General features: G+C 70.4%; 21 protein-coding genes. 6 read left to right on the top strand and 15 right to left on the bottom strand.

The window, feature by feature from the left end; translation table 11 throughout:
- Positions 1 to 27: 27 nt before the first annotated feature.
- Positions 28 to 1,440: an MFS transporter gene (locus ASG87_RS16685; protein ID WP_056007836.1), complete on the bottom strand. Its 1,413-nt coding sequence runs from the start codon at positions 1,438 to 1,440 to the stop codon at positions 28 to 30.
- A gap of 102 nt (positions 1,441 to 1,542) precedes the next feature.
- On the opposite strand from ASG87_RS16685, the gene ASG87_RS16690 reads away from it, so the two are divergent.
- Both ASG87_RS16690 and ASG87_RS16695 read left to right on the top strand, forming a co-directional pair.
- Entirely contained in the window at positions 1,543 to 2,199 is a 657-nt protein-coding gene (locus ASG87_RS16690; RefSeq protein WP_200949135.1) for a helix-turn-helix domain-containing protein, read from the top strand.
- A 119-nt stretch (positions 2,200 to 2,318) separates the two neighbouring features.
- Positions 2,319 to 4,355 carry a M13-type metalloendopeptidase gene (locus tag ASG87_RS16695; RefSeq protein WP_082583048.1) on the top strand — a complete coding sequence of 679 codons (2,037 nt, stop codon included), beginning with the start codon at positions 2,319 to 2,321 and terminating at the stop codon, positions 4,353 to 4,355.
- Between the two features lie 661 nt (positions 4,356 to 5,016).
- Here the strand turns inward: ASG87_RS16695 and panE are convergent.
- The 7 genes from panE to ASG87_RS16730 form a co-directional block, all read right to left on the bottom strand.
- Entirely contained in the window at positions 5,017 to 5,952 is a 936-nt protein-coding gene (panE, locus tag ASG87_RS16700; protein ID WP_056007842.1) for a 2-dehydropantoate 2-reductase, read from the bottom strand.
- Positions 5,953 to 6,040: 88 nt separating this feature from the next.
- On the bottom strand, positions 6,041 to 6,928 hold the full coding sequence (locus ASG87_RS16705; RefSeq protein WP_056007845.1) for an acyltransferase: 888 nt from the start codon (positions 6,926 to 6,928) through the stop codon (positions 6,041 to 6,043).
- Positions 6,929 to 7,130: 202 nt separating this feature from the next.
- Positions 7,131 to 8,372, bottom strand: a complete 1,242-nt coding sequence (locus tag ASG87_RS16710; protein WP_056007848.1) for a cysteine desulfurase — start codon at positions 8,370 to 8,372, stop codon at positions 7,131 to 7,133.
- Positions 8,373 to 8,424: 52 nt separating this feature from the next.
- Positions 8,425 to 9,729, bottom strand: a complete 1,305-nt coding sequence (gene sufD / locus ASG87_RS16715) for a Fe-S cluster assembly protein SufD (protein ID WP_056007851.1) — start codon at positions 9,727 to 9,729, stop codon at positions 8,425 to 8,427.
- Positions 9,726 to 10,493, bottom strand: coding sequence for a Fe-S cluster assembly ATPase SufC (gene sufC / locus ASG87_RS16720; RefSeq protein WP_056007854.1), 768 nt, complete (start codon positions 10,491 to 10,493; stop codon positions 9,726 to 9,728). The genes sufD and sufC overlap by 4 nt, the downstream gene beginning before the upstream one ends.
- Positions 10,494 to 10,644: 151 nt before the next feature.
- Positions 10,645 to 12,117, bottom strand: coding sequence for a Fe-S cluster assembly protein SufB (gene sufB / locus ASG87_RS16725; protein ID WP_056007857.1), 1,473 nt, complete (start codon positions 12,115 to 12,117; stop codon positions 10,645 to 10,647).
- Positions 12,114 to 12,575 carry an SUF system Fe-S cluster assembly regulator gene (locus ASG87_RS16730; RefSeq protein ID WP_056007859.1) on the bottom strand — a complete coding sequence of 154 codons (462 nt, stop codon included), beginning with the start codon at positions 12,573 to 12,575 and terminating at the stop codon, positions 12,114 to 12,116. Before ASG87_RS16730 ends, sufB begins: the two co-directional genes overlap by 4 nt.
- 267 nt (positions 12,576 to 12,842) lie before the next feature.
- Between ASG87_RS16730 and ASG87_RS16735 the strand changes: the two genes are divergently transcribed.
- From ASG87_RS16735 to murU, 4 genes are all read left to right on the top strand, one after another.
- Positions 12,843 to 13,181: a P-II family nitrogen regulator gene (locus ASG87_RS16735; protein ID WP_056007862.1), complete on the top strand. Its 339-nt coding sequence runs from the start codon at positions 12,843 to 12,845 to the stop codon at positions 13,179 to 13,181.
- 49 nt (positions 13,182 to 13,230) lie between these two features.
- Positions 13,231 to 14,541 carry an ammonium transporter gene (locus ASG87_RS16740; protein WP_235499675.1) on the top strand — a complete coding sequence of 437 codons (1,311 nt, stop codon included), beginning with the start codon at positions 13,231 to 13,233 and terminating at the stop codon, positions 14,539 to 14,541.
- Positions 14,542 to 14,700: 159 nt separating this feature from the next.
- Complete coding sequence (locus ASG87_RS16745; RefSeq protein WP_056007868.1) at positions 14,701 to 15,711, top strand: phosphotransferase; 1,011 nt, start codon at positions 14,701 to 14,703, stop codon at positions 15,709 to 15,711.
- Positions 15,712 to 15,838: 127 nt separating this feature from the next.
- On the top strand, positions 15,839 to 16,504 hold the full coding sequence (gene murU / locus ASG87_RS16750; protein WP_056007871.1) for an N-acetylmuramate alpha-1-phosphate uridylyltransferase MurU: 666 nt from the start codon (positions 15,839 to 15,841) through the stop codon (positions 16,502 to 16,504).
- A gap of 154 nt (positions 16,505 to 16,658) precedes the next feature.
- Here the strand turns inward: murU and secF are convergent, their stop codons facing one another.
- The 7 genes from secF to ASG87_RS16785 all read right to left on the bottom strand — a co-directional run bounded on the left by secF (position 16,659) and on the right by ASG87_RS16785 (position 26,359).
- A complete protein-coding gene (gene secF / locus ASG87_RS16755) occupies positions 16,659 to 17,615 on the bottom strand; it encodes a protein translocase subunit SecF (protein WP_056007874.1) in 957 nt (318 codons plus the stop codon).
- A 52-nt stretch (positions 17,616 to 17,667) separates the two neighbouring features.
- The gene (gene secD / locus ASG87_RS16760; protein WP_056007877.1) at positions 17,668 to 19,551 is read right to left on the bottom strand and encodes a protein translocase subunit SecD; all 1,884 of its coding nucleotides are present in this window, start codon (positions 19,549 to 19,551) and stop codon (positions 17,668 to 17,670) included.
- Between the two features lie 55 nt (positions 19,552 to 19,606).
- Positions 19,607 to 19,939 carry a preprotein translocase subunit YajC gene (gene yajC, locus ASG87_RS16765; RefSeq protein ID WP_056007880.1) on the bottom strand — a complete coding sequence of 111 codons (333 nt, stop codon included), beginning with the start codon at positions 19,937 to 19,939 and terminating at the stop codon, positions 19,607 to 19,609.
- A gap of 230 nt (positions 19,940 to 20,169) precedes the next feature.
- Complete coding sequence (tgt, locus tag ASG87_RS16770; RefSeq protein ID WP_056007883.1) at positions 20,170 to 21,297, bottom strand: tRNA guanosine(34) transglycosylase Tgt; 1,128 nt, start codon at positions 21,295 to 21,297, stop codon at positions 20,170 to 20,172.
- A gap of 326 nt (positions 21,298 to 21,623) precedes the next feature.
- The gene (gene queA, locus ASG87_RS16775; RefSeq protein WP_056007887.1) at positions 21,624 to 22,658 is read right to left on the bottom strand and encodes a tRNA preQ1(34) S-adenosylmethionine ribosyltransferase-isomerase QueA; all 1,035 of its coding nucleotides are present in this window, start codon (positions 22,656 to 22,658) and stop codon (positions 21,624 to 21,626) included.
- A 70-nt stretch (positions 22,659 to 22,728) separates the two neighbouring features.
- Entirely contained in the window at positions 22,729 to 25,173 is a 2,445-nt protein-coding gene (locus tag ASG87_RS16780; RefSeq protein WP_056007890.1) for a hypothetical protein, read from the bottom strand.
- On the bottom strand, positions 25,160 to 26,359 hold the full coding sequence (locus ASG87_RS16785) for a DUF3142 domain-containing protein (protein ID WP_235499676.1): 1,200 nt from the start codon (positions 26,357 to 26,359) through the stop codon (positions 25,160 to 25,162). The genes ASG87_RS16780 and ASG87_RS16785 overlap by 14 nt, the downstream gene beginning before the upstream one ends.
- Positions 26,360 to 26,485 lie beyond the last annotated feature (126 nt).

The raw sequence follows: 26,485 nt of genomic DNA on the forward strand, positions 1-26,485 counted from the left end.
GGATTCTCCTTTGGCAGGTGGGACAGTTCAGGACACATCGACGACGGGACGAGGCGCGGCACGCCGCGCCACCGGAACGGCCAGCGCCACCAGCACGGCGAAGCCGCCGAACACCCATGGCGCCGCCGCGCGGGCGCCGGCCAGGCCGCCCGGATCGGTCAGCCCGGCCGCGTTGGCGACGAGTCCCGCCAGCGCCGCGCCGAGCGACATCGCATACAACTGCACGGTGGAGATCGATGCGGAGGCGAGCGCACCCTCGTCCGCTGGTGCCACCGTCAGCAGCGCCGTGAGCAGGTGCGGCCAGGCCAGCCCGATGCCCAGCCCCACGCCGGCCAGCGCGACGCACAGCGCGGCGAGGCCGGCGCCATGCGCGAAACCGGACGGCGACTGCAGCATCCAGGCCAGCATCGCCAATGCCAGCGCCATCAGCACCGGGCCGGCGCGCACGCTGCCGGCGGCGAAGCGGTCGCCGCGGCCGGAGCTGAGCATGGAGCCGAAGCTCCAGCCGCCGGCCATCACCGCGGTGAGATAGCCCGCCGCCAGCGGCGTATGGCCGTGGATCACCTGCAGGAAGTACGGCACGAAGATCTCCACCGTGCTGCCGATCACCAGCAGGCCGATCACCGCGTACAGCGCGCGCAGGCGCGACGGCGCGTAGGCGCCGCGTGGCAGCAGCCGCACCGCCGCGCGGCGGTCGAGCCGCGCGATCGAGGCGGCCAGCGCCAGGCCGGCGGCCACGCCGAGCAGTTGCAGGCCGCGCGCATGGCTCAGGCTGGCCAGCGAGATCGCCAGCACCGACAGCGCCAGCAGGGCCAGCCGCCCGCCCGGCACCCGCGTCGACGCGGCGGCGGCGCCCGCCGGCAGCCAGGCCGTCACCACCAGGGCCAGCGCCAGCACGGCCGGCAGCAGGCTCCAGAACGCCGCGCGCCAGTCGCCCAGTTGCGCGAAGACGCCGCCGATGGCCGGGCCCGACAGCGTGGCGATGCCCCACATCGCCGAGACCAGCCCCATCGCGCGGGACCACAGCGCCGGCTCGAACACCTGCCGGATCAGCACGTAGGCCAGCGACACCAGCACGCCGCCGCCCAGCCCCTGCAGGCTGCGCCCGGCCAGCAGCCACGGCATCGACCCGGCGCCCGCGCAGGCCAGCGTGCCCGCGGCGAACACGCCCAGCGCCAGCAGGTAGGCGCGCTTGCCGCCGAAACGGCCGACCAGCGCCGCGGCCAGCGCGGCGCCGACGATCGAGGCGATCACGAACAAGGTGGTGTTCCAGGCGTAGTAGGCCAGGCCGCCGATGTCGTCCACGATCGACGGCATGATCGTGGTCGCCACGTAGATGTTGACGGCATGCAATGCCGTGCCGCCGGCCAGCGCGAGGGAGCGCGCGCCGTTGCGCCCCGAAAGCAGGTGCGACCAGGAGGCGGGAACGGCGACTGACATGCGACCTCGACAATGCGCGCCCGGCGCGCCTAATATCCAAGCAACCCTTTGCATATTAATCCGCGCCTCGCTAATTAAACAAGCATGAACTTGGATAATCCCATGGAGCCGTCCGCCGAGCGGGTCCTGCTGCAGCTCAAGACGCGCGGTCCGCAGGGCACCTCGGCGCTCGCCGAGGCGCTGCGGCTTACCCCCGAGGCGGTGCGCCAGCAGGTGCAGAAGCTGCTGGAGGCCGGCCTGATCGATGGCGAGCCGGAGCCCGCGAAGGCCGCCGGCCGGCCGCGCCGGCTGTGGGCGCTCACCGCCGCCGGCCACGCCCGCTACCCGGATGCGCACGCGCAACTGGCCAAGGACCTGATCGCCTCGGTGCGCAGCCTGTTCGGCGACGCCGGCGTGGACCGCCTGATCGACGCGCGGCGCGACGACAACCGCCGCGCCTACCTGGATGCCATCGGCCAGCCGCGCCAGCTCGGCGAGCGCGTGCGCCGGCTCGCCGCGATCCGCGCCCACGAGGGCTACATGGCCCGCGCCGAGCGCGACGGCCGCGACTGGCTGCTGATCGAGGACCACTGCCCGATCTGCGCCGCCGCGCAGGCCTGCCAGGGCTTCTGCCGCGCCGAGCTGGAGCTGTTCCGCGAAGTGCTTGGTCCGCAGGCCCAGGTGGTGCGCGAGCAGCACCTGCTCGCCGGCGCGCGGCGTTGCGTCTACCGCATCAGCGCCCGCCGCGCGGTCGCCACCCCGGTGCGGCTACGGCCCTGAGCCGCGCGTGACCTTCGCCACTGTGCGGCCGCGGACGCCACTGCCTAACCTGCGCGTTGGCGCATGCCGCACGCCGTCGGGCGTGGCCGCTGCCGGCGCCGCCTGACCAGGGAGATTCCATGAAGCACCGCCTCGTGAAGCCGATCGCACTCGCCATCGGCCTGGGCCTCTCCGCCCACGCCTTCGCCGCCGGCACGTCCGCCTTCGACGTGGGCGAACTCGATCCGAAAATCGATGCCTGCGCCGACTTCAACGGCTTCGTCAACGCCAAGTGGATCGCCGCCAACCCGGTCCCCGCCGACCGCACCCGCTGGGGCACCTTCGACGCGCTGCGCGAGGGCAGCCTGAACGTGCAGCGCCGGATCGTGGAGGCCGCCGCGCAGCACGCCGCCCAGGCCGCGCCGGGCTCGATCGAGCAGAAGATCGGCTGGCTGTACGCCTCCGGCATGGACGAGGCGGCGATCGACCGGGCCGGCTTCGATCCGATCCGCCCGGTGCTGGCGCGCATCGATGCGCTGAAGAGCGGCGCCGACGTCGCCGGCTATGTCCGCGACAGCTACGCGCAGGGCCATCCGGTGCTGTTCCGCTTCTACGGCAACGGCGACTTCAAGGACTCCGGCCGGCAGATCGCCTACGCCGGCCAGGGCGGCCTCGGCCTGCCGACCGCCGACTACTACGCCAAGCCGGACTACGCGAAGATCCGCGCCGCCTACGTCGCGCACATCGCGCGGCTGTTCGAGCTGACCGGCACGGGCACCGCCGGGGCGAAAGCGCAGGCAAAGTCGGTGCTGGCCTTCGAGACCCGCCTGGCCGGCGCCTCGCTGCGTCCGGTGGAACTGCGCCAGCCGGAGAACCGCTACCACTACGTAAGCCTGGCCCAGGCCGACGCGGTCACTCCGGGCTTCGACTGGGCCGCGTTCTTCAAGGCGCAGGGCGCGGACGTGGGCGACGGCTTCTCGCTGTCGCACCCGAAGTTCTTCGCCGAGGTGCAGAAGATGCTCGGCGACGTGCCGATCGCCGACTGGCGCGCCTACCTGCGCTTCCACGCGATCGACGACGCCGCGCCCTACCTCTCCACGCCGTTCCAGCGGGAGGACTTCGCCTTCAACGCCAGGACGCTGAACGGGCAGAAGGAGATCAAGCCGCGCTGGAAGCGCGCGCTGGAGAGCGTCGAGAACGGCATGGGCATGGCCCTGGGCCAGCTCTACGTCGCCGCGGCCTTCAGCCCGCAGTCCAAGGAACGCGCGCAGGTGCTGGTGGACAACCTGCGCACGGCGTACAGGGCGCGCATCGAGAAGCTCGAGTGGATGAGCGAGGCGACCAAGCGCAAGGCGCTGGAGAAATGGGCCAGCTTCACGCCGAAGATCGGCTACCCCGACCGGTGGCGCGACTGGTCCGGCCTGTCCATCCGGCCCGGCGACTACTACGCCAACGTGCAGGCGGCCGCCAGGTTCAACTACGACTACCGGGTCGGCAAGATCGGCAAGCCGGTGGACCGCAACGAATGGGGCATGACGCCGCAGACGGTGAACGCCTACTACAGCCCGCAGAAGAACGAGATCGTGTTCCCCGCGGCGATCCTGCAGCCGCCCTTCTTCGACGCCGCCGCGGACGACGCGCTCAACTACGGCGGCATCGGCGCGGTGATCGGCCACGAGATGAGCCACGGCTACGACGACCAGGGCAGCAAGTTCGACGCCCGCGGCAACAACGTCAACTGGTGGACCGACGCCGACCGCAAGGCCTTCGACGAACGCACCGGCAAGCTGGTTGCGCAGTTCGACGGCTACGAGGCGCTGCCCGGCAAGCACGTCAACGGCCGCCTCACCACCGGCGAGAACATCGGCGACCTGGGCGGCCTCAACGCCGCCTACGACGCCCTGCAGATGGCGCTGGCGAAGAACCCGGCCGAGGCGGGATCGAAGATCGACGGCTACACCCAGGACCAGCGCTTCTTCCTCAACTGGGCGCGGGTGTGGCGCGGCAACATCCTGCCGGAAGCGCAGATCACCCTGCTCAACACCGACCCGCACGCGCCGGCCCGGTTCCGCGCGGTCGGCGCGCCGTCGAACATGCCGGCGTTCGCGCAGGCGTTCCAATGCAAGCCGGGCGACGCGATGGTGCGCGACGGCGGGAAGCAGGTGAGGATCTGGTAGTCGGCCGGCCTGCCGGTACCGCCTCACCGTTGGACCGGGCGTAGCGCCGAAGGCGCGGAGTCGAAGCCCTTCGACTTCGCCGCTGCGCGGCTACGCTCAGGGCGAACGGTGAAGGTTCATCGACTTCGTCGCTATCCGGCTACGCTCAAGGCGAACGGCGAGAGTTCTTCGACTTCGCTGTTGCACGACCGCGCCAGAGCGAACGATGAAGGTTCATCGACTTCACTGCTACGCGACTGCGACAGGGCGAGCGGCGAGGGTCCGCGGCCGGGCCGATGGCCTGTGCGCGGCAGCGGGGAACAAGTGAGGATCGGGCATTCGGCCGGCCGGCCAATACCGCCTCACCGTTCGGGCCGAGCGTAGCGCCGGAGGCGCGGAGTCGAAGCCCTTCGACTTCGCCGTTACGCTCAGGGCGAACGATGGTGATCGGCCAGCCTTCCGATACGCCTCACCGTTCGGGCCGAGCGCAGCGCCGAAGGCGCGGAGTCGAAGCTCTTCGACTTCGCTCCTGCGCGGCTACGCTCAGGGCGAACGACGAAAATTCAGGCGAACGGTGAAGATACGCCGGCTTCGCCACCGCATTGCGTCCAGGGCGAACCGCGAGGCCCATCGATCGCGCTGCTGTACGGCCATGCCCAGGGCAAGTGGCAAAGCCTCGGGATCAAGCCGACGGCGTACGCGCCCTGCCCGCCTCGTACACCTTCAGGTGCGCATAGACCACCGCCAGCAGCGAAGACGCATCGTGTTGCCGGCCGCTGCGCGCCAGCATGTCGCCGATCACGTGGTCGGCCTCGATCGCCGCGCCGGCCTGCAGGTCGCGCAGCATCGAGGCGGTGAGCGGCGAGCCGGGCTCGGTCAGCACGTCGCGGGCACGCTGCAGCGTCGCCTCGCCCGGCGCGTGGCCGGCGCGCTCCGCCACCGCGCGGCACTCCTCCAGCAGGGCGAGCGTGGCCGCCTTGCCGCCGGGCGCGGCGACGATGTCGCCCACCGATGCGCGCATCAGGCAGGTGATGCCGGCCAGCGAGGCGAGGAAGACCCACTTGTCCCACATGTCCTGCAGGATCGTCGTACTGGGACGCGCCTCGAAGCCGGCGTCGGCCAGCGCCTGCGTGATCGCCTGCATGCGCGGCGACAGGCTGCCGTCGCGCTCGCCGAAGGTCAGGCTGTGCGATTGGTTGAGGTGCTTCACCGTGCCGTGTCCGTCCAGCGTGGCGGCGATCACGCACTGCCCGCCCAGCGCATGGCCGGCGCCGAAGCGCGCGTCGAGCAGGTCGAGCTGGCGCATGCCGTTGAGCAGCGGCAGGATCGCGGTTCCGGGGCCGATCGCCGGCGCGATGTCGTCCATCGCCGCCTCGAGGCCATAGGCCTTGCAGCTCAGCAGCACGAGATCGAACGGTTCGCGCAGGTCGCGCGCCAGCACGGTCGGCGGCGCCGGCAGGTCCGCGTCGCCGCAGGCGCTGCGGATGGCAAGCCCGTTGCGGGCCAGCGCCTCCGCGCGCCGCTCGCGCACCAGGAAGGTGACGTCGCGTCCATGCTGCAGCAGGCGGCCGCCGAAATAGCCGCCGATGGCTCCGGCGCCGACGATCAGGATACGCATGGGGCAAGCCTCCTTCGGGTGGGGTGAGGATGGAGCGTCCGACGATTTTCGCACGCGCCGGGCAGCGCCACCGGACCGTGCGCCGCGATCAGCCGCGCAGCGCGGCGATCCGCGCGTCCTTGTCGAGCCACAGCGCGTTCATCCAGGCCTGGAAGTGCCCGCGGAACGCGGCATCCTTTTCGTAGTCGCCGCGCAGGCCGGCATCGATCGGCAGCTCGCGCACGTGCACGCGGATGTCGCGCACGCGGCCGGCGATGAGGTCCATCATGCTGGGAGCGCCGCCGGGGTAGACCACGGTGACATCGAGGATCGCGTGCAGCGCGTCGCCCATCGCGTCCAGCACGAAGGCCACACCGCCGGCCTTGGGCCGCAGCAGGAAGCGGTACGGCGAGGCCTGTGCCTCGTGCTTGGCACGGGTGAAGCGCGTGCCTTCCACGAAGTTCATCACCGACACCGGCATGTGCCTGAACTTCTCGCAGGCGCGGCGGGTGGCCTCCATGTCCCTGCCCTGCAACTCCGGATGCTTCGCCAGGGTTTCCCTCGAATAGCGCTTCATGAAGGGGAAGTCGAGCGCCCACCAGGCCGGTCCCAGCAGCGGCACCCAGATCAGTTGCTGCTTGAGGAAGAAGCGCAGGAACGGGATGCGCCGGTTGAACACCTTCTGCAGCACGGGAATGTCCACCCAGCTCTGGTGGTTGCACAGCACCAGGTAGTTGCCGTCGCGGCGCAGCCCTTCGATTCCCTCGACCCGCCAGCGGATCCGCGTGAAAAGCCCGAACAGCACGCCGTTCGCCGCGATCCAGCTTTCCGCGATGGCGACCAGCGCCCGCGAGCAGGCCCGCCGCATCGGGCGCACCGGAAGGAGCAGCTTGAGCAGGGTCAGCGCGAACAGCGGCAGCACGTGCAGCAGCACGTTGAGCACGAGCAGCACCATGGCCAGCGGCAGGCGGATCAGGCCGGGGAGCGGGAAAAGCATCGGCAACCGTACGAAGTGGAAAGTCCAGAGAGTAGCCGGTCGGCCCGCGCGCCGGCGCGGCCTGCGACCATCGTTCAAGCGCCGGCCGACCGGCCCGGCGCCGCATGGGCCAGGTCGGCGCCGGCGGTACGCACGTTGCACGCCGCCGCGTGCGGGACCGGCCGGCGTCGAGGACGGCAGGCAGGCGCCGCAGCGCGCCGCCTTACATCAGCAGCTTGCGCACCTTCAGCAGGGCCACCACGAAGGCGTCGATTTCCTCGCGGGTGTTGTAGAACGCCAGCGAGGCGCGCAGCGTGGCGGGCACGCCGTAGAACTGCATCAGCGGATGCGCGCAGTGGTGGCCGGAGCGCACCGCCACGCCCTCCAGGTCGAGCAGGGTCGCCAGGTCGGTGGCCTGGGCGCCTTCGAGCAGGAACGAGATCACCGGCTCCTTATGCGCCGCCTCGCCGATGATGCGCAGGCCGGGCACGTCGCGCAGGCGCTCGGTGGCGTAGGCGAGCAGGTTCTGCTCCCAGGCGCGGATCGCTTCGAAGCCGAGCGACCGGTAGTAGTCGATCGCCGCGGTGACGCCCGCGAAGCCGGCGATGTTCGGCGTGCCGGCCTCGAACTTGTGCGGCGCCTCGGCGAAGGTGGTTCCGTCGAAGCTCACCTCGCGGATCATCTCGCCGCCGCCGAAGAACGGCGGCATCGATTCGAGGTGCTCACGCTTCGCCCACAGCGCGCCGGTGCCGGTGGGCGACAGCATCTTGTGGCCGGTGAAGGCGTAGAAGTCGCAGCCCAGCGCCTGCACGTCGACCGGGCGGTGCGGCACCGCCTGCGAACCGTCCACCAGCAGCGGGATGCCGCGCCGGCGGCATTCCCGCGCGATCTCGCGGACCGGGTTCACCGTGCCCAGCACGTTGGAGACGTGGGCGACGCAGGCCAGCTTCACTTCCGGGGTCAGCAGCTCCACGAACCGTTCCACGATCAGCTCGCCGCGCTCGTCGATCGGCGCCGCCTTCACGGTGGCGCCGCTGCGCGCGGCGACCAGTTGCCACGGCACGATGTTGGCGTGGTGCTCCATCGTGGTGGTGAGGATCGCGTCGCCTTCCTTCAGCCGAGGCAGCGCGTAGCTGTAGGCCACCAGGTTGATCGACTGGGTGGTGCCGGAGGTGAGGACCAGCTCGTTGCGCGAGGCGGCGTTGACGAAGCCCGCCAAACTGTCGCGTGCGCCCTCGTACGCGGCCGTCGCCTCCTCGCCGAGCTGGTGCACCGCGCGCGCCACGTTGGCGTTGTGCCGGCGGTAGTGCTCGTCCACCGCCTCGATCACCGACGCCGGCTTCTGGCTGGTGTTGGCGTTGTCGAGGTACACCAGCGGCTTGCCGTGCACGGTGCGCGCGAGCAGCGGGAAGTCGGCGCGGATGCGCTGGATGTCGAACACGGTGGCGGCGGCTGGTGCGTTCATGCGGCGGGATCCGGTTGGGCGCCCTCCCGGCGACCGCGGGGAGGGGCGGGAATCATGCGGGCAGGCGCCTGGAAAGCATGGCGAAAAGATGCTCGCGCAGGGTCTCGTCCGGCAGGTCGTCGAACACCGAGCGGCAGAACGCCGAGGTCAGCATGCTGCGCGCCTGGACCTGCGGGATGCCGCGCGAGCGCAGGTAGAACAGCGAGCGCTCGTCGAGCTGGCCGACCGTGGCGCCGTGCGCGGCCTTGACCTCGTCGGCGTAGATCTCCAGTTCCGGCTTGGTGTCGATCTCGGCCTGCCCGGACAGCAGCAGGTTCTTGTTGGCGAGGCTGGCATCGCTGCCGTCGGCGCCTGCGGCCACCACGATCGCGCCTCGGAACACGCCGCGCGCGCGCTGGTCGGCGACGCCGCGCCAGACGGAGTCGGACGCCGTGCCCAGAGCCTGGTGGCGGATCGCCAGTTGGGTATCGACGTGCTGGCGGCCGCGCAGCGCGAACACGCCGCGCATATCCAGCCGCGATCCGTCGCCGCCCAGCTCGGCCTGCAGCTCGTGCCGCACCAGGGCGCCGCCCAGCTCCAGCACGTGCACCGCGGCCTGCGCGCGCGCGGCCAGATGGAGGCTGTTGCGGCGGACCAGGGTGCCGCCCTCGGCGGCGTCCTGCAGCACGGCATGGCGCAGCTTCGCGCCCTCGCGCAGGACGATGTCGCCGACCAGAGTGCCCAGGTGGCCCTGCTCGCCGCTGGACGCATGCTGCTCGACCAGGGCCAGCTCCGCGCCTTCGCCCAGCTCGACCACGTTGCGCGCATGCCAGGCGAGGTCGGCTTCCGCCGGCGCGCCGATGAACAGCAGGCGCACCGGCTGCGCGATCCTCGCGCCGGCCGCCACCCGCAGCACCACGCCATCGGCGGCCAGCGCGGCGTTCAGGCGCGCGAAGGCGTCGCCGGCCTCGCGATAACGCCCCGCCAGGGCGAAGCGCAGCGGTTCGGCGTCCTGCCGCAGCGACAGCGACAGCGGCTGCAGGCTCAGGCCCGCCGGCAGGTCGCGCAGGCGCGAAAGGTCGGCGCGGAAGGCGCCGTTGACGAACACCAGCTCCGGGCCGTCCGTCCCGGGCAGGGCGAAGGCGGACAGGTCGACGTCGCGGGCGTCCGCCTGCGCGTCGCCGGCGGCGAAGCGGCGCTGGGCCAGCGCGCGCAGCGCGGTGTACTTCCACGTCTCCACCCGCGTATCCGGCAGGCCGGCGGCGGCGAACGCCTCCAGGTTCTCGCGGCGCGCCGCATCCAGCCAGCCGATGCCGCTGGCCGGCAGCGGGGCGTCCAGCAGCGCGGCGACGAACGGCGACGGCGCCGGCTGGCTCATGCCTTCGCCCCGGCCGGCTCGCCATGCTCGGCGACCCAGGCGTAGCCCTGCTCCTCGAGCTTCAGCGCGAGCGTCTTGTCGCCGCTCTCGACGATGCGGCCGTCGGCCAGCACGTGCACGAAATCCGGCTCGATGTAGTCGAGCAGGCGCTGGTAGTGGGTGATCATCAGGAATGCGCGCTGCGGCGAGCGCTGCGCGTTGACGCCCTGCGCGACCTGCTTGAGCGCGTCGATGTCCAGGCCCGAATCGGTCTCGTCGAGGATCGCCAGCTTCGGCTCCAGCACCGCCATCTGGAAGATCTCGTTGCGCTTCTTCTCGCCGCCGGAGAAACCCTCGTTCACCGCGCGGTGCAGCAGCTCGTCGGAGATCCGCATCACCTTCAGCTTCTCGCGCACCAGCCTGAGGAACTGCATCGAGTCCAGCTCCGGCTCACCGCGCTGTTTGCGCTGCGTGTTCAGCGCCGCGCGCAGGAAATAGGTGTTGTTCACCCCGGGAATTTCCACCGGATACTGGAAGGCCAGGAACACGCCCGCGGCGGCACGCTCCTCCGGCTCCAGCGCCAGCAGGTCCACGCCGTCGAAGCTGACCGAGCCGGCGGTCACCTCGTAGCCGTCGCGCCCGGCCAGCACGTTGCCCAGCGTGGACTTGCCCGCGCCGTTCGGCCCCATGATGGCGTGCACCTCGCCCGGGTTCACGGTGAGCGAAAGCCCCTTGAGGATTTCCTTGCCCTCGACGCGGGCGTGCAGGTTTTCGATTTTCAACATGTCTTTTGGCTCTTCAAGCTTTTGACCGTCATTCCGACGCAAGCCGGAATCCAGGGTCGTTGGGTTCTGCCTTGGTGGTCAGGAGGACAAGCCGCTGGATTCCGGCCTGCGCCGGAATGACGGCCGATACGACCACGGCGGGCCATTCGGATCAGCCCACCGCTCCTTCCAGGCTCACTTCCAGCAGCTTCTTCGCCTCCACCGCGAACTCCATCGGCAGCTCGCGGAACACCTGCTTGCAGAAGCCGTCGACGATCATCGACACGGCGTCTTCCTCGCCGATGCCACGCGAGCGGCAGTAGAACATCTGGTCGTCGGAGATCTTCGAGGTGGTGGCCTCGTGCTCGACGATGGCGCTGGGGTTCTTCACTTCCATGTAGGGGAAGGTGTGCGCGCCGCAGCGCTTGCCGATCAGCAGGCTGTCGCACTGGGTGTAGTTGCGCGCGCCGTCGGCGCCCTTCTCCACCTTGACCAGGCCGCGGTAGCTGTTGGAGCTGCGGCCGGCGCTGATGCCCTTGGAGACGATCTTCGACTTGGTGCCCTTGCCGATGTGGATCATCTTGGTGCCGGTGTCGGCCTGCTGGCGGTGGTGGGTGAGCGCCACCGAGTGGAACTCGCCCACCGAGCGGTCGCCGCGCAGCACGCAGCTGGGGTACTTCCAGGTGATCGCCGAGCCGGTTTCCACCTGGGTCCAGGAGATCTTGGAATCGTCGCCGCGGCAGTCGCCGCGCTTGGTAACGAAGTTGTAGATGCCGCCCACGCCGTTCTCGTCGCCGGGATACCAGTTCTGCACGGTGGAGTACTTGATCTGCGCGCGCTCCAGCGCGACCAGCTCGACCACCGCCGCGTGCAACTGGTTCTCGTCGCGCATCGGCGCGGTGCAGCCTTCGAGGTAGGACACGTAGGCGTCGTCCTCGCACACGATCAGGGTGCGCTCGAACTGGCCGGTGTTGATCGCGTTGATGCGGAAGTAGGTGGAAAGCTCCATCGGGCAGCGCACGCCGCTGGGCACGAACACGAACGAGCCGTCGGAGAACACCGCCGAGTTCAGCGCGGCGAAGTAGTTGTCGCCGGCCGGCACCACCGAGCCCAGGTACTGCCGCACCAGGTCGCCGTGCTCGCGGATCGCCTCGCTCATCGAGCAGAAGATCACTCCGGCCTCGGCCAGCTCCTTGCGGAAGGTGGTGCCCACGGAGACCGAGTCGAACACCGCGTCCACCGCCACGCCGGCCAGCTTGGCCCGCTCGTGCAGCGGCACGCCGAGCTTCTCGTAGGTTTCCAGCAGCTTCGGGTCGACCTCGTCCAGCGACTTCGGGCCGGCCTTGGGCGCGGCGTAGTAGCTGATCGCCTGGTAGTCGATCGGATCGAGCCTGAGCTTGGCCCAGTCCGGCGCCGGCATGGTCAGCCAGTGGCGGTAGGCCTTGAGCCGCCATTCGGTCATCCACTCCGGCTCGCCCTTGAGCGCCGAGAGCTGGCGCACGATGTCCTCGGACAGGCCCGGCGGCAGGCTGGTGGTCTCGATGTCGGTGACGAAGCCGGCCTCGTAGCGGCGGCCGAGCGCCTCGGCCACTTCGGCATTGTCGCGGAGCGCGATCACGGAGTTGTCGCTGCGTTCGCTGGTCATGCGGTGGTTCTGCCTTTCAATGCACTGAGGGCGACGGTGACTTCCGCCGGTCGCGCCGGCGGGCGCAGCATGTCGGCCAGGCTCACCGCACGCAGCGCGCCGTCGAGCACGTGGTTGATGCGCTGCCAGCTTCCGCGCACGCCGCACTGCGCCTCGCGCTCGCACTGGCCGTCGGTGGTGCCGCATTCGGTCATGCCGATCGGGCCTTCCATCGCCTCGACGATCTCGGCCAGGTTGATCGCGTGGGCCGGCCGCGCCAGCCGGTAGCCGCCGTTGACGCCGCGGAACGATTCGACCAGGCCGGCGTGGCCGAGCGACTTCAGCAGCTTGCTCACCGTGGGCAGCTCCAGGTGCGCCTCGTCGGCGATCTGCGCCGTGCTGAGCACGTCGTCCGGATGCGCTGCGATGCAGGTCATCACCACGGTGGCGTAATCGGTCAGGCGGCTGACGCGGAGCATGGGGAAAGTGGGGTCCGTCTAATCCAGACCAAAATGGTACTGATTATGTGCCGCAGGGTCAATCCGGAACGGAGCCGGCCCGGCATGCGGTTGCACCAAAACAGGACAACCCGCGCACCACAAGCGCACACCCGCTCCCGGATCGCGCCCGTCGCGCCCGCTCCCGGTGCCGGCACGTCGCGGCCTGGCAGGCGTGCCGCAGCAGCCCGCCGCGCTGGCACGCAAGCTGCTGTGGTGCAACAAACCACCCGCGAGGAGAGCGCAGGCATGAAGTGGATCACCGCGATCATCAAGCCGTTCAAGCTGGACGAAGTGCGGGAGGCGCTGGCGGAAGTGGGCGTGCAGGGCATGACCGTCACCGAGGTGAAGGGGTTCGGCCGCCAGCACGGTCATACCGAGCTGTACCGGGGCGCCGAGTACGTGGTCGATTTCCTGCCCAAGCTGAAGATCGAGATCGCGGTGAGCGACGCGCAGGCCGAACAGGCCATCGAGGCGATCGCCGACACCGCGCGCACCGGCAAGGTCGGCGACGGCAAGATCCTGGTGTTCGAGCTGGAACAGGTCATGCGCATCCGCACGCAGGAGGTCGACGCCGATGCGCTTTAAGAAGGCGGGATTCGGGATTCGAGATTCGGGATTCGTAAAAGCGCGCCGCGTGAAGCGCATCGCCTTGTCCAGCACCTTGCTCGCATTCGCGGCGCCGGCCTTCGCGCAGGGCGCGCTCCATGTGGACAGCGGCGACACCGCCTGGATGCTCACCGCGACCATGCTGGTGCTGCTGATGACGATACCCGGCCTGGCGTTGTTCTACGGCGGCATGGTGCGGGCGAAGAACCTGCTGTCGGTGCTGATGCAGTGCTTCGCGATCGCCGCCCTGGTCACCGTGCTGTGGCTGTTCTACGGCTACTCGCTGGCCTTCAGCAGCGCAGGCATGCAGGCCGGCGTGCTTAACCTGCATTCGATCGTCGGCGGGCTGGACCGCGCGCTGCTGGCGGGGCTCACCCCCGACGCGCGCTACAACACCGTGCCCGAGAGCGTGTTCGTGATGTTCCAGCTCACCTTCGCGATCATCACGCCGGCGCTGATCGTCGGCGCCTTCGCCGAGCGCATGAAGTTCAGCGCGCTGCTGTGGTTCAGCGGGCTGTGGCTCACCGTCGTCTACCTGCCGATGGCGCACATGGTGTGGAGCGGCCCCGGCTCGCTGCTGGGCGACCTCGGTGTACTCGACTTCGCCGGCGGCACCGTGGTGCACATCAACGCGGGCATCGCCGGCCTGGTCGCCTGCCTGGTGATCGGCAGGCGCCGCGGCTACCCGGCCACGCCGATGCCGCCGCACAACCTCGGCTATACCGTGATCGGCGCCAGCCTGCTGTGGCTGGGCTGGTTCGGCTTCAACGCGGGTTCCGCGGTGGCGGCCAACGGCAGCGCCGGCATGGCGATGCTGGTGACCCAGATCGCCACCGCGGCGGCCGCGCTCGGCTGGATGGCGGCCGAGTGGATCAGCCACCGACGCCCCAGCGTGCTGGGCATTGCTTCCGGCGCAGTGGCCGGGCTGGTCGCGATCACGCCGGCCGCGGGCACCGCCGGCCCCGGCGGCGCGCTCACGCTGGGGCTGGCGGCCGGCGTGATCTGCTTCTTCAGCGCGACGCGGCTGAAGCGCCGGCTCGGCTACGACGACACGCTCGACGTGTTCGGCGTGCACGCGGTAGCCGGCATCGTCGGCGGGCTGCTCACCGGACCGCTCGCCTCGGCCCGCCTGGGCGGCTTCGGCACGGTGGCGTCGCCGTGGGGCCAGCTGTGGATCCAGGCCAAGGGCGTCGGCTTCACCATCGCGTGGAGCGTGCTGCTGAGCCTGCTGATCCTGAAACTGGTCGACTGGACGATCGGCCTGCGCGTGGACGAGGAGCAGGAGCAGATCGGCCTGGATCTCGCCCTGCACGAAGAGAAGGCCTACAACCTGTCCTAGCCCCCGCCTCTCCCCGCGCCCCTCCGGGCAGAGGCCATCAGGGCGCATCCTGCGCGCGACCGGACACGCCGCCGCACGGCCCTCACATGCAGGCCGGCGCTCCTACAGTTGAAAGCCGCCACCCGCTAAGCTGCGCAGCATCGCCCCTTGCAGCACGCCATGACCACCACTCCCGACCGCGCCGCCGACCGCCTGGCCTGGACCCGCTCCGCCCTTGGCGACGCCGGGCTCGCCCTGGAACCCGCTTCCGCCGATGCCAGCTTCCGCAGCTACTGGCGCGCACGGCACGCAGGCCGCAACTGGATCGTGATGGACTCGCCGCCGGCGCTGGAAGACCCCGCGCCCTGGCTGCGCATCGGCGCGCGCCTCGCCGCCGCCGGCCTGCACGTGCCGACGGTGTACGCGCACGACCTGGAGCAGGGTTTCCTGCTGATCGAGGATCTCGGCACGCGCCTGTACCTGCCCGCCTTGAACGAGGCGAGTGCGGACCAGCTCTACGGCGACGCGATGGACGCGCTGCTGCGCATGCAGACGCGCGTGGACTGCAGCGACCTGCCGCCGTTCGACCGCGCCATGCTGGTGCGCGGCCTGGAAACGATGCCGGAGTGGTTCCTGCAGCGGCACCTGGGCCATACGCCCGGCTGCGGCGAATGGGACGTGCTGGAGGCGGCCTTCGGCACGATCGTCCATGCCGCGTTGGAACAGCCCCGATGCTTCGTGCACCGCGATTTCCACAGCCGCAACCTGCTGGTCGTCGACGACAACAATCCCGGCATCATCGATTTCCAGGGCGCGCTGGCCGGGCCGGTCACCTACGACCTCGCCTCCCTGCTGCGCGACGCCTACGTCGTGTGGCCGCGCGGGCGCGTGGAAGCATGGGTGGAGTCGTACCGGCAACGCCTGCGCGATGCCGGCCTGATCGGCGACGCGGTCGGCCGCGAACGTTTCCTGCGCTGGTTCGACCTGACCGGCATGCATCGCCACGTGCGCGTGCTCGGCCAGTTCTACCGCCTGTGGTATCGCGACGGCAAACCGGGTTACCTCGCCGATGTCCCCACGGTCTACCGCTACGTGGTGTCGGTGGCGCGCAGCTACCCGGAGCTGGCCGATTTCGTCGCGCTGCTCGAACGCCATGCGGACGGCCGCGATCTGACGCAGGTGGCGGCATGACCTTGGGACGATGCGTCATCCCGGCGAAAGCCGGGATCCAGTGTCTTCCTTCCATCTCGCCGAAAAGTCGCTGGATCCCGGCTTTCGCCGGGATGACGGCGAGGGGGTATTTGCTTCGGAGCACGCCATGCGCCACGCGCTGATCTTCGCGGCCGGGCTCGGCGAGCGGATGCGACCGCTCACCGACCAGACACCCAAGCCGTTGCTGCCGGCGGGCGGCAAGCCGCTGATCGTGTGGCATCTGGAAAAGCTCGCCGCAGCCGGCGTGAACTACGTGGTGATCAACACCTCGCACCTGGCCGAACAGTTTCCCGACACGCTCGGCGACGGTTCGCGCTGGGGGCTGCGCATCCGCTACGCCTACGAAGGGCCCACGCCGCTGGAGACCGGCGGCGGCATGCTGAACGCGCTGCCCCTGCTCGGCCCGGAACCCTTCATCGCCGTCAGCGCCGACATCCACAGCGACTACGACTATGCGCAGTTGCCCGCGCAGCCGGCCGGCCTGGCCCACCTGGTGATGGTGCCCAATCCGCCCTGGCACGCCGCCGGCGACTTCGTGCTGCACCAGGGCGCGCTGCATGAAGACGGCCCCGGCGAACGGCTGACCTTCGGCAACATCGGGGTCTATCGCCCCGAGCTGCTGCACGGACACCCGCCCGGCCGCTTCAAGCTGCTGCCGGTCTACCAGCAGGCGATGCGCCTGAATCAGCTCGGCGGCGAACGCTACGACGGCCCATGGCACAACGTCGGCACGCCGCAGCAGCTCGACGCGCTGGATCGCGCGCTGGCCTGATCCAGGCATCGCGAACGCCGAACCCGGCAAGAAGAAGGGCCCGGTGCGAAACCGGGCCCTTTCGTTTGGCGAAGCTTCCCCTTCTGCCCTTCCGGGCATCTTCCCCCGCTGGCGGGGGAAGACAAGCGGATCGCCGCTTTGCGGCGATGATTGCCTACGGCCGGCGCGCCAGCTCCGGGTTTTCCCGGGTCACCGGCATCAGGTCCTTCTTCGACACGCCCAGCCACAGCAGGATCGGGCTGGCGACGAAGATCGAGGACAGCGTGCCGACCACGATGCCGATCAGCATGGTCACCGCGAAGCCTTCCACCGCCTGGCCGCCGATGAAGTACAGCGCGGCCATGGTGATGCCGGTGAACAGCGAGGTGATGATGGTTCGCGACAGGGTGCTGTTGATCGAGCGGTTGAGGATCTCCTCCGGCTCGGCCTTGCGCGCCAGCCGGAACAGCTCGCGGATGCGGTCGAACACCACCACCTTGTCGTTGATCGAATAGCCGATCACCGCCAGCACCGAGGCCAGCTCGGTCAGGCTGAATTCGCGCTGCACCAGGGCGATGATGCCCAGCGTCACCAGCACGTCGTGCACCTCGGTGGCCAGCGCGGCGATCGCGAAGCGGCGCTCGAAGCGGATCCACAGGTACACGCCGATGCCGATGATCACGAACACCGCCGCGATGCTGCCGTCGCTGCGCAGCTCGTCGCCCACCGCCGAGCTGACCGACTGCGCGCCCTTCAGGGCGACGTCGGGCCGGCTCACCTTCAGCACGTTGCCGATGACCAGGGTGACCTTTTCCAGGTCCACCTTGCCGCTGGCGTCCTTCATCGCCGCCGTCGGCTGCATGCGGATGGACAGCTCGCGGCTGCCGCCCAGGCTGGTCACCAGGGCATGCTCCATGCCGGCCTTGGTCAGCGCCTCGCGCGCGTCGCTCACCGCCACCGGCTGCTGGTAGACCGCCGTCACCGACACGCCGCCGGTGAATTCCAGGCCGTAGTTGAGGCCCTTGGTGAAGATCAGCACGACCGAGGCGATCATCAGCGCCAGCGCGACGCCGATGCTGATCTTGCGCATGCCGAGGAAGTTGACGTTGGCGTTGTGGTTGAAGATTTCCATGATGTGTTCTCTTTGGCGGGAAAAAGCGGCCGTCCTGGCCGCACTCTTCAAGTCAGACCGACAGCGTCTTCAGTTTGCGGCGACCGTGGATCAGCGCGGTGATCGCATGGGTCAGCGTGACCGAGGTGAACATCGAGGTCAGGATGCCGATCAGCAGCGTCACGCCGAAGCCCCTGATCGGGCCCGAGCCCATCGTGGTCAGCGCCAGCGCGGCGATCAGGTGGGTGACGTTGGCGTCCAGGATGGTCGCCCACGCCTTCTCGTAGCCGGCGTGGATCGCCGCGTGCGGCGAGGCGCCGTTGCGCAGCTCCTCGCGGATACGCTCGCAGATCAGCACGTTGGCGTCGATCGCCATGCCCAGGGTCAGCACGATGCCGGCGATGCCCGGCATGGTCAGGGTCACCCCGATCATCGACATCACCGCCAGCAGGATCACCAGGTTGAAGAACAGCGCGATGTCCGCCACCAGGCCGAACAGCTTGTAGTAGACCGCCGCGGCCAGCAGCACCAGGCCCAGGCCCAGCATCACCGCCCGGAAGCCCTTCTGGATGTTGTCCTGGCCGAGGCTGGCGCCGATGGTCTGCTGCGACACGATGTCCATGCGCGCGGCCAGCGAGCCGCCCTTGAGCAGCAGGGCCAGCTCGGAGGCCTCCTTCGCGCTGCCCAGGCCGGTGGTCTGGAACTGCTTGCCGAACACGCCCTGCACGGTGGCGTTGGAGATCACCTTCTCGGTGACGCGCGGCGTGCGCACTTCCTTGCCGTCGACGATCTTGGTGTCGGTGACCGTCTCCACGTAGACCACCGCCATCGGCTTGCCGACGTTGGCGCTGGTGTAGTCGAGCATCTTCTTGGCGCCCGACGCGCTGAGGGTCACGTCCACCTTCGGCGAGCCGGTCTGCTGGTCGATGCCGGAGGAGGCGTCCGCCAGCTCGTCGCCGGTGACGATGATGCGCTTGCTGACCAGCACCGGCCCGCGCGGGGTGTTGCCGTCGTACAGGGTGTACAGCCGCGCGTCCGGCGGCACGTTGCCGGTGCGCGCGGCTTCCATCGCCTGCTGCGGCGTGCCGTAACCCGGGTGGTATTCCAGCGTGGCCTGGGCGCCGATGATCTTCTTCGCCTCGGCCGGGTTCTGCACGCCGGCCAGCTCGACCACGATCTGGTTGTCGCCCTGCTGCTGGATGATCGGTTCGGACACGCCCAGCGCGTTGATGCGGTTGCGCAGCGTGCTCAGGTTCTGCCGCAGGGCGCCGAGCTGCAGCTCGCGCAGCTTGTCCGGCCGCATCGACACGGTGAGCGGGTAGCGGTCGCCAGTGTTGCTGCCGTCCTGCGTCTGCAGGTCCGGGTAGTCGGTGGCGACGGCGTTGGCGAGCGTGGTGCGGTCGGCCGCCGAGCGCAGCACGACCACCACGCCCTTGCCGCGCTGGGCGGCGCGGGCGACCGAGTCGTAGCGGATGTTCTTCTGCCGCAGCAGCGTGCGCATGTCGTCGGCGGTGCGTTCCTCACGCTTGTCGATCACCGAGTTCTGGTCCACCTCCATCAGGAAGTGCACGCCGCCCTGCAGGTCCAGGCCCAGCGGCATCGCGTTGGCGTGGATCGCGCGCAGCCAGTGCGGCACGGTGGAAGCGAGGTTGAGCGCGACGGTGTAGTCGTCGCCCAGCGCGGCGTGGATCGCGTCGGAGGCATGCGCCTGCACGTCGGTGTTGGCGAAGTTCACCGCCAGGTGGTCGTTCTCGATCGCCAGCCCGGTGTACGCGATGTTCTGCTTGGCCAGCGTCGCGGCGACCTTCTGCTTGAGCGCCTCGTCGACCACCGCTCCGCGCGCGCCCTGCACCTGCACCGACGGCGCCGGCGGGAATACGTTGGGCAGCGCATAGATGATGCCGAACAGCAACACGACCGCGACCAGCGCGTACTTCCAGCGTGGAAAATCACTCATGCCTTGGATCCTTCAAAGCCGCAGCCCCCTCGGCCGCGGCACAATGGCTTGCCGCTCAGGCGGACTTCAGCGTGCCCTTGGGCAGCACCTGCGACACCGCGCCCTTCTGCAGCTTGATCTTCACGCCGGTGGCGATCTCGATCGTGAGGAAGCTCTCGCCCACCTCGTCGATGCGCCCGGCGATGCCGCCGTTGCTGACCACCTCGTCGCCCTTGGCGAGCGCCGCGATCATCGCGCGCTGTTCCTTCTGCCGCTTCATCTGCGGGCGGATCATCAGGAAGTAGAACACCACGAACAGGCCGATCAACGGCAGGAAGGTCACCAGGGGATTGGCCGGCGCGGCGGCCGGAGCGGCCTGGGCGATCACGAAGGACATCGGAAAACTCATCGGCTTGTCTCGCAAGTTGCGGCCCCGGCAAGGATTTCCGCCGGACGCCTGATAAAAGATCGTGGATTATGCCATGCGCCCCCAGGCCATGCACTGCGGCGGGCCGCAGGGGCGAAGGCGGTCGCGGGCGTTCCGCCCGACCCATAGGAACCCGCCGGGCCCGCGAAGGTTCCTCCCGGCACCGGCGTCCGGCCCGGCGCCTCCTTCGCGCCGGATGCCGCCCGGGCGCCCTAGGCTGCCTGCGCGCCCTGGCGCAGCGCGTAGAACCGCGCCGCGAAATCCTCCAGCCGGCCGGCGGCGATCGCGTCGCGCAGCCCCGCCATCAGGCGCTGGTAGTGCCGCAGGTTGTGCATGGTGGCGAGCTGGCTGGCGAGGATCTCGTTGCAGCGGTCCAGGTGGCGCAGGTAGGCGCGGCTGAAGCCGTTGGCGCAGGCGTAGCAGTCGCAGCCTTCCTCGACCACCCGCGTATCGGCGGCGAACTTCGCGTTGCGGATGCGCAGCGTGCCCTCGGGCACGAACAGGAAGCCGTTGCGCGCGTTGCGGGTGGGCATCACGCAGTCGAACATGTCGATGCCGCGGCGCACCGCCTCCACGATGTCCTCCGGCCGGCCCACGCCCATCAGGTAGCGCGGCTTGTCCTGCGGCAGCAGCGACACGGTGAAGTCCAGTGTGTGGTTGCGCTCGGCCTCCGGCTCGCCGACGGCGAGGCCGCCCACCGCGTAGCCGTCGAAGCCGATCCGCACCAGTCCCTCGGCCGAGCGCCGGCGCAGCGGCTCGTACACGCTGCCCTGCACGATGCCGAACAGCGCGTTGGGATTCCTCAGCTCGTCGAAGGCGCGGCGCGAGCGCTCGGCCCAGCGCAGCGACAGTTCCATCGACTCGGCCGCGACCTTCTCGGTGGCCGGGTACGGCGTGCACTCGTCGAAGATCATCGCGACGTCCGAATCCAGCGTCTTCTGGATCTTCATCGACACTTCGGGCGACAGGAACACCTTGGAACCGTCCACCGGCGAGGCGAAGGTCACGCCTTCCTCGGCCAGCTTGCGCTTGTGCGCCAGCGAGAACACCTGGAAGCCGCCCGAGTCGGTGAGGATCGGCTTGTCCCAGCCGATGAAGCGGTGCAGCCCGCCGAACGCCTCGACGATCTCCAGCCCCGGCCGCAGGAACAGGTGGAAGGTGTTGCCGAGGATGATCTCGGCGCCGATCCCGACGATGTCGCGCGGCGTCATCGCCTTCACCGAGCCGTAGGTGCCCACCGGCATGAAGGCCGGCGTTTCCACCGTGCCGCGGGCGAACGCGAGACGGCCGCGCCGGGCCGCGCCGTCGGTGGCCAGGAGATCGAAGGTCAAGGAGGTCATCCCGCCATTATCGCATGCCGCGCCTTTGCGCCCTGCCCTTCCGAGGAGGAGCAGGGCCCGCGGCGCGGGCTTGCCGGGCCAGCCGTCGGCTCCGGCACAGGTCGTGGCTGGCCTTGTCGCAAGCACAGCCTTTCACGCTAAGAGCTCGTTCAAAGTCTCCCAGGTATCCCCGATGAAGCGTCATCCCAGCGAAAGCTGGGATCCAGTGCCTCTAGAGTTTTGGGGAAGGGGGAAAGTCACTGGATTCCTGCTTTCGCAGGAATGACGAGCGGAGGACTCCAGTGCGACCGGAGGACTTCGAGCAGGCTCCAAGCCCTCTCTCCGGGTCAGACGCAGCCGTGCGGCAGGATCAGCATGGCGTCGCCGTACGAGAAGAAGCGATAACGCTGCGCCACCGCGTGGCGGTAGGCGTCCAGGATGAACTCGCGCCCGGCCAGCGCGGACACCAGCATCAGCAACGTCGACTGCGGCAGGTGGAAGTTGGTGATCAGGCCGTCGATGCTGCTGAAGCGGTAGCCGGGGAAGATGAAGATCTGCGTCTCGCCGGCGAACGGGTGCAGCCGGCCGTCCACCGTCGCGCTCTCCAGCGCGCGCACCACGGTGGTGCCCACCGCGATCACCCGGCCGCCGCCGGCGCGGGTGCGGCGGATCCTCTCCACCAGCTCGGCACCCACGTTGAGCCATTCGCGGTGCATCACGTGGTCCTGCACTTCCTCGGCGCGCATCGGCTGGAAGGTGCCGGCGCCGACGTGCAGGGTCACGTAGCCGGAATCCACGCCGCGCGCGCGCAGGGCGTCCAGCATCGGCTCGTCGAAGTGCAGGCCGGCGGTGGGCGCGGCCACCGCGCCGGGCTCGCGGGCGAACACGGTCTGGTAGCGCTCCATGTCGCTGGCGTTGGCGTGGCGCTCGATATAGGGCGGCAATGGCATCTCGCCGAGCCTGGACAGCAGCCGCTCCAGCGGCTCGGGCGATTCGAAGCGCAGCCGGAAGAAAGCCTCCTCGCGCCCCAGCACCACCGCATGGCTGCCGTCGGCCAGCTCGATCCGGCCGCCGGTCTTCGGCTTCTTGCTGACGCCCAGTTGCACGATCGCCTCGTGCGCGCCGGTGACGCGCTCGATCAGGATCTCCACCGCGCCGCCGGTCTCCTTGCGTCCGTACAGGCGCGCCGGCAGCACGCGGGTGTCGTTGAACACCAGCAGATCGCCCGGGCGCAGGAACTCCGGCAGCTCGCGGAAATGGCGGTCGGCCATGGACTGCGCCGGCACGTCCAGCAGCAGCAGGCGGCTGGCGCTGCGCTCGGCCAGCGGCGCCTGCGCGATCAGCTCGGGCGGCAGGGCAAAATCGAAATCAGACTTCTTCACGGAACATCCGGCGGCGCCCGCCCTGGGCGGGAAACGGGACATTATCCCGCAGCGGGCGCGCCGCGGCACCTCACCCCGGCCGGCGCCGCCGGCGCAGCACCGCGCCGAGGCCGATCAGCAACAGCAGCGCGCCGGCAACGAGGTACCAGCGGTAGTGGCCGGCCAGGTGCCGCACGTGCGCGATCCGCTGCTGGCGCAACAGCGTGCGGGCGCGGTCGAAGTCCGGTGCCTCGCAGGAGCGGCCGAATTGCCCGGCCCAGCTTACGTAGGCGCCCTGCTCCACGTAGCGCCGGTACAGCGCCTCGGCCCGCTGCAGGCGCTCGGGCAAGGCGGTCGGCTTGGGATCGCCGAAGCCGCCGAACTGGTCGCCGTAGTCCGGCGGCCCCTGCAGCATCCATCCGGTGGCCTTGCACAGCACCGCGGCGAATGCCTGCGAGCGCGGCGGCAGCAGGTCGGCCGCGCGGCTGGCCTCGTCGGCCGCCAGGTAGCGGTAATGGAAGCGACGCGGCGGCTTCGCGGCGCTCGCGACGAAGCGGTCGTGCTCGCCCTGGGTCAGGTACGCGCCCACCTTGGCCGTGTCCTGGCCGAGCCCGCCCTGGTACATGCCGTCCAGCGCGTAGTAGTCCGGATCGGCCTCGTAGCCGAGGATCTCCATGCCGTGCTCGCGCGCGATCGTGGCGGCCCGGAACAGCGCCTCGGCCTTGCCGATGCCGGTCCAGGCCGACTCGCTGCGTTGCAGCGCATCGGCATACTGTTGCGCCCATACGCGATGGCGCTGCGGCGGCGGCGTTTCGCCGTCGTCCGCGCTTGTCGGCGCGGTCGGCGCGGCGCCTTCGGCGGCCGGTTCGCGGAAATAGCCGAACGCGTCCCGGTAGCGCCCCGCACGCATCAACCGGCGCGCCAGCAGCTCGCGCAGCGCGGTGCCGCGGCCGACCTGGCCGTCGGTATAGGCATAGCTGGCCTCTCCTTCGGGCGCCTGCATCATCGCCGTGCTGGCCGGTACGCGGGTGTCCACGAAGTGCTTGAGCTCGTCCACGGTGAGCACGCGCTCGGCCAGGTAGGCCACGTCGCCCCACCAGACGTCGGCGCGGTTCCACAACTGCTCCAGCGCCTGCACGTACTCGCCGCGCGCCAGGCTCAGCGCGCCCTGCTCGCCGTGCAGCCGGTCGACGCCGTCGGGTTCGATCCCCGGCACTTCGCCGGTCGCGGGGAAGGCGCGGATCGCCTGCGCGTACGCCGTGCTGGCGGCCGCCATGTCGCCCTTGCGCAGGGCCAGCTTGGCCTGCACCCAACTGGACAACGGGCCGGATTGCCGGCCGCTCAGGGTGGCGGCCAGCTCGTAGCGGCCGCTGCGGTAGGCCAGCGCGGCCAGCCGGTCCGCGCCTTCGACGCGGGACAGCCCGCGCTGCTCGATCGCCGCCACCAGCGCGGCCAGCCGGTCGCGGCCGAGGGCCGTATCGTCGGACGCGGCATCCTCCGCGCCGCGGTCGGCGGAATACGCCAGCGCATAGGCGACCAGCGCGCGCTGCGCCAGCGAATCGTCGAGCAGGCCGGCCAGCAGGTCCGGATGGCCGAATGCATAGCCGGACAAATGCCGCAGCGATTCCACGCCGCTCTGCGAGTCGCGCGCCGCCTGCTCCGCGTACAGCCCCATCGCGCGGGCATAGTTGCCCGGCGCGATGGTGGCCGGGCACGCGCCGCCGGCGACGAAACCCTGCCAGCGGCAGAACGGGCCATCGGCACTGCCGTCGTTCACCGGGCCGCCGGCGCGCAGGTACAGGCGCGCCTCCTCTCCATAGCTGGCCACCGCCAGGCCCTGCGGATCGGGCGCACCCTGCAGGGCCAGCACGCGCGCCTGCGCGAAGTGGCCGCGGATCGTCGCCATGCGGTCGTCCGGCTTGCAGTTGCCGCAGTCGGCGAACTGCCTGAGGCCGATCTCGCCCAGCATGTAGGCCGCCGCCACCGCGCGCTGCCGCGCCTGCGCCGGCGGCAGCGCGAGCAGGTCGTAGAGGCGCCGCTCAGCGCGGCCGAGCCGCTGCGGGTCGACCTGGGCGGCGCAGGTGTGCGCCTGGACCTCGGTCGCCGGCTCGTCTCCCGCGTCGTCCGCCGCATGCGCGCAGCCGAAGCCGGCCTGGTGGAGCTCGATCGCCGCCGCGGCGTACAGCCGGATCGCCTCGGGCAGGCCCGCGCCGGCGGCATAGGCCTCGTCGCCGGTGGCGGCCGGCGCCATCTTGCCGAGCAGCGCCAGTTGTTCCGCCGGCAGGCCGGCGTCGAGCGGGGAGACGGGGGCCTGCTCCCGCGTCTCCCCGGCAGGCGCTTCGTGCGCCTTCAGCTCGTCGGACGCCGTGCGCAGGTGCATCGCCTCGTAGGCGAACGTGTTCACCGGCGTGGCCGCGAAGGTCGCGGCGCGATCGGACAGCAACTGGCTCGGGAAATCCGGGCCGCAGGCCCATACCGCGCCGGCCAGCGCGCCTGCCGCCGCCACGCCGAGCAGCCATCGTTCACGGTTCCACATGCCATGCTCCCTCGTCGGCGGCGCCGCAGCGCGCCCAGCCGATCGTCCGTCGGTGCCCTGCCCGCAGCAGCCCCGGCTGCGCGCGCTCCAAGGCGGGCGTTCGCCCATCCATGCGCAGACGATAACCGTTGACGCCGTCGGCGAGCGAGCATCCGGCCGGCAGGCCGACCCGCGCGGGCAAGGCCGCATCGACGCGGCCTGCGTTGTAGAGCTGCACGTCGTAGCCGCCCGCCGCGTCGCCGCGCCGCAGGCTTGCATCCACCTGCGCCCGCAACGGCTCGCCGCGGATCACCGCCAGCCAGGTCGGCAGGCTCCACGCGCGCAGGTCCTGCGCGGTGGGCAGGCGGAACCAGGCGATGCCTTGCAGGTGGGGCGGCGGGTCGGCCTGCAGCGCGCGCAGGAAAGCCGCCAGCTGGCGCGGCTGCGCCAGCAGTTCGCGCGCGTCCTCGCGCGCATCCAGCACGGCCGCCTCGCTCGCCACCGAAGCGAGCCTGCCTTCGGCGTCCCAGCTCACCCGCGAGCCGTAGTTGGGCAGCGCCAGCAGGAACGGCTTGTCGCTGCGCATCGCATAGTCGGCCGCCCACTGCCGGGCCAGCGCCGGATCGAACAGGCCGGCGCGCGGATCGCGCACCGCATGCACCTGCAGCACCGACGCATCGACCGCGGCCAGCACCCGGCCCAGCACCGGTGAGCGCAGCCAGGCCGGCAGCGCGGTGATCGACAGGCGCGCCTGCGCCGGCAACGCCGCACGCAACCGCGCGAGAAAGTCCGCATAGGCCGGCAGCCGCGCCGTGCCGCAATCGTGGTCGATCTCCAGCCCGGCCAGCGGCACGCCGCCATCCTGCCAGTCGCGCCACAGCGCCAGCGTGTCGGCCAGCAGCGCCTGTTCGTCCCATGCCTGCAACTGGCCGTCGATGCGCACCACCAGCACCACCGGCTTGCCGCTGGCGGCGAGCGCGGCGCGGTCCGGCGCGAAACGCCGGAGCCGGCCAGCCGCGTCGGTCTGCGCCGCAAGCACGCGCCAGGCATGGATCGCCCCGCCGCTTTCGCGCAGCGCATCGGTCACCGCGGGCGTCCATGCGCGCTGCCAGACGTAGGCATCGTGCGGCAATGGCACTGGCGCGGCGCGATGGCAACCCATCAGCACCAGGCAAAGCAGGACCGCGACCGGCCAACTGAAGATCATCCGATACCGCATGTCCTCCCCGCGCGCATCCGGCGTTGAAGCTTCGCATTCTAACGGTGCAAGCCCTTTGCGCGCCCAAGCCGCACACGACAAAAAGCGCCGTCCCTCGCGGGGCGGCGCCAACGG

This window comes from Frateuria sp. Soil773 (genome assembly GCF_001428405.1).
In the GTDB taxonomy this organism is placed as follows: Bacteria; Pseudomonadota; Gammaproteobacteria; order Xanthomonadales; family Rhodanobacteraceae; genus LMSL01.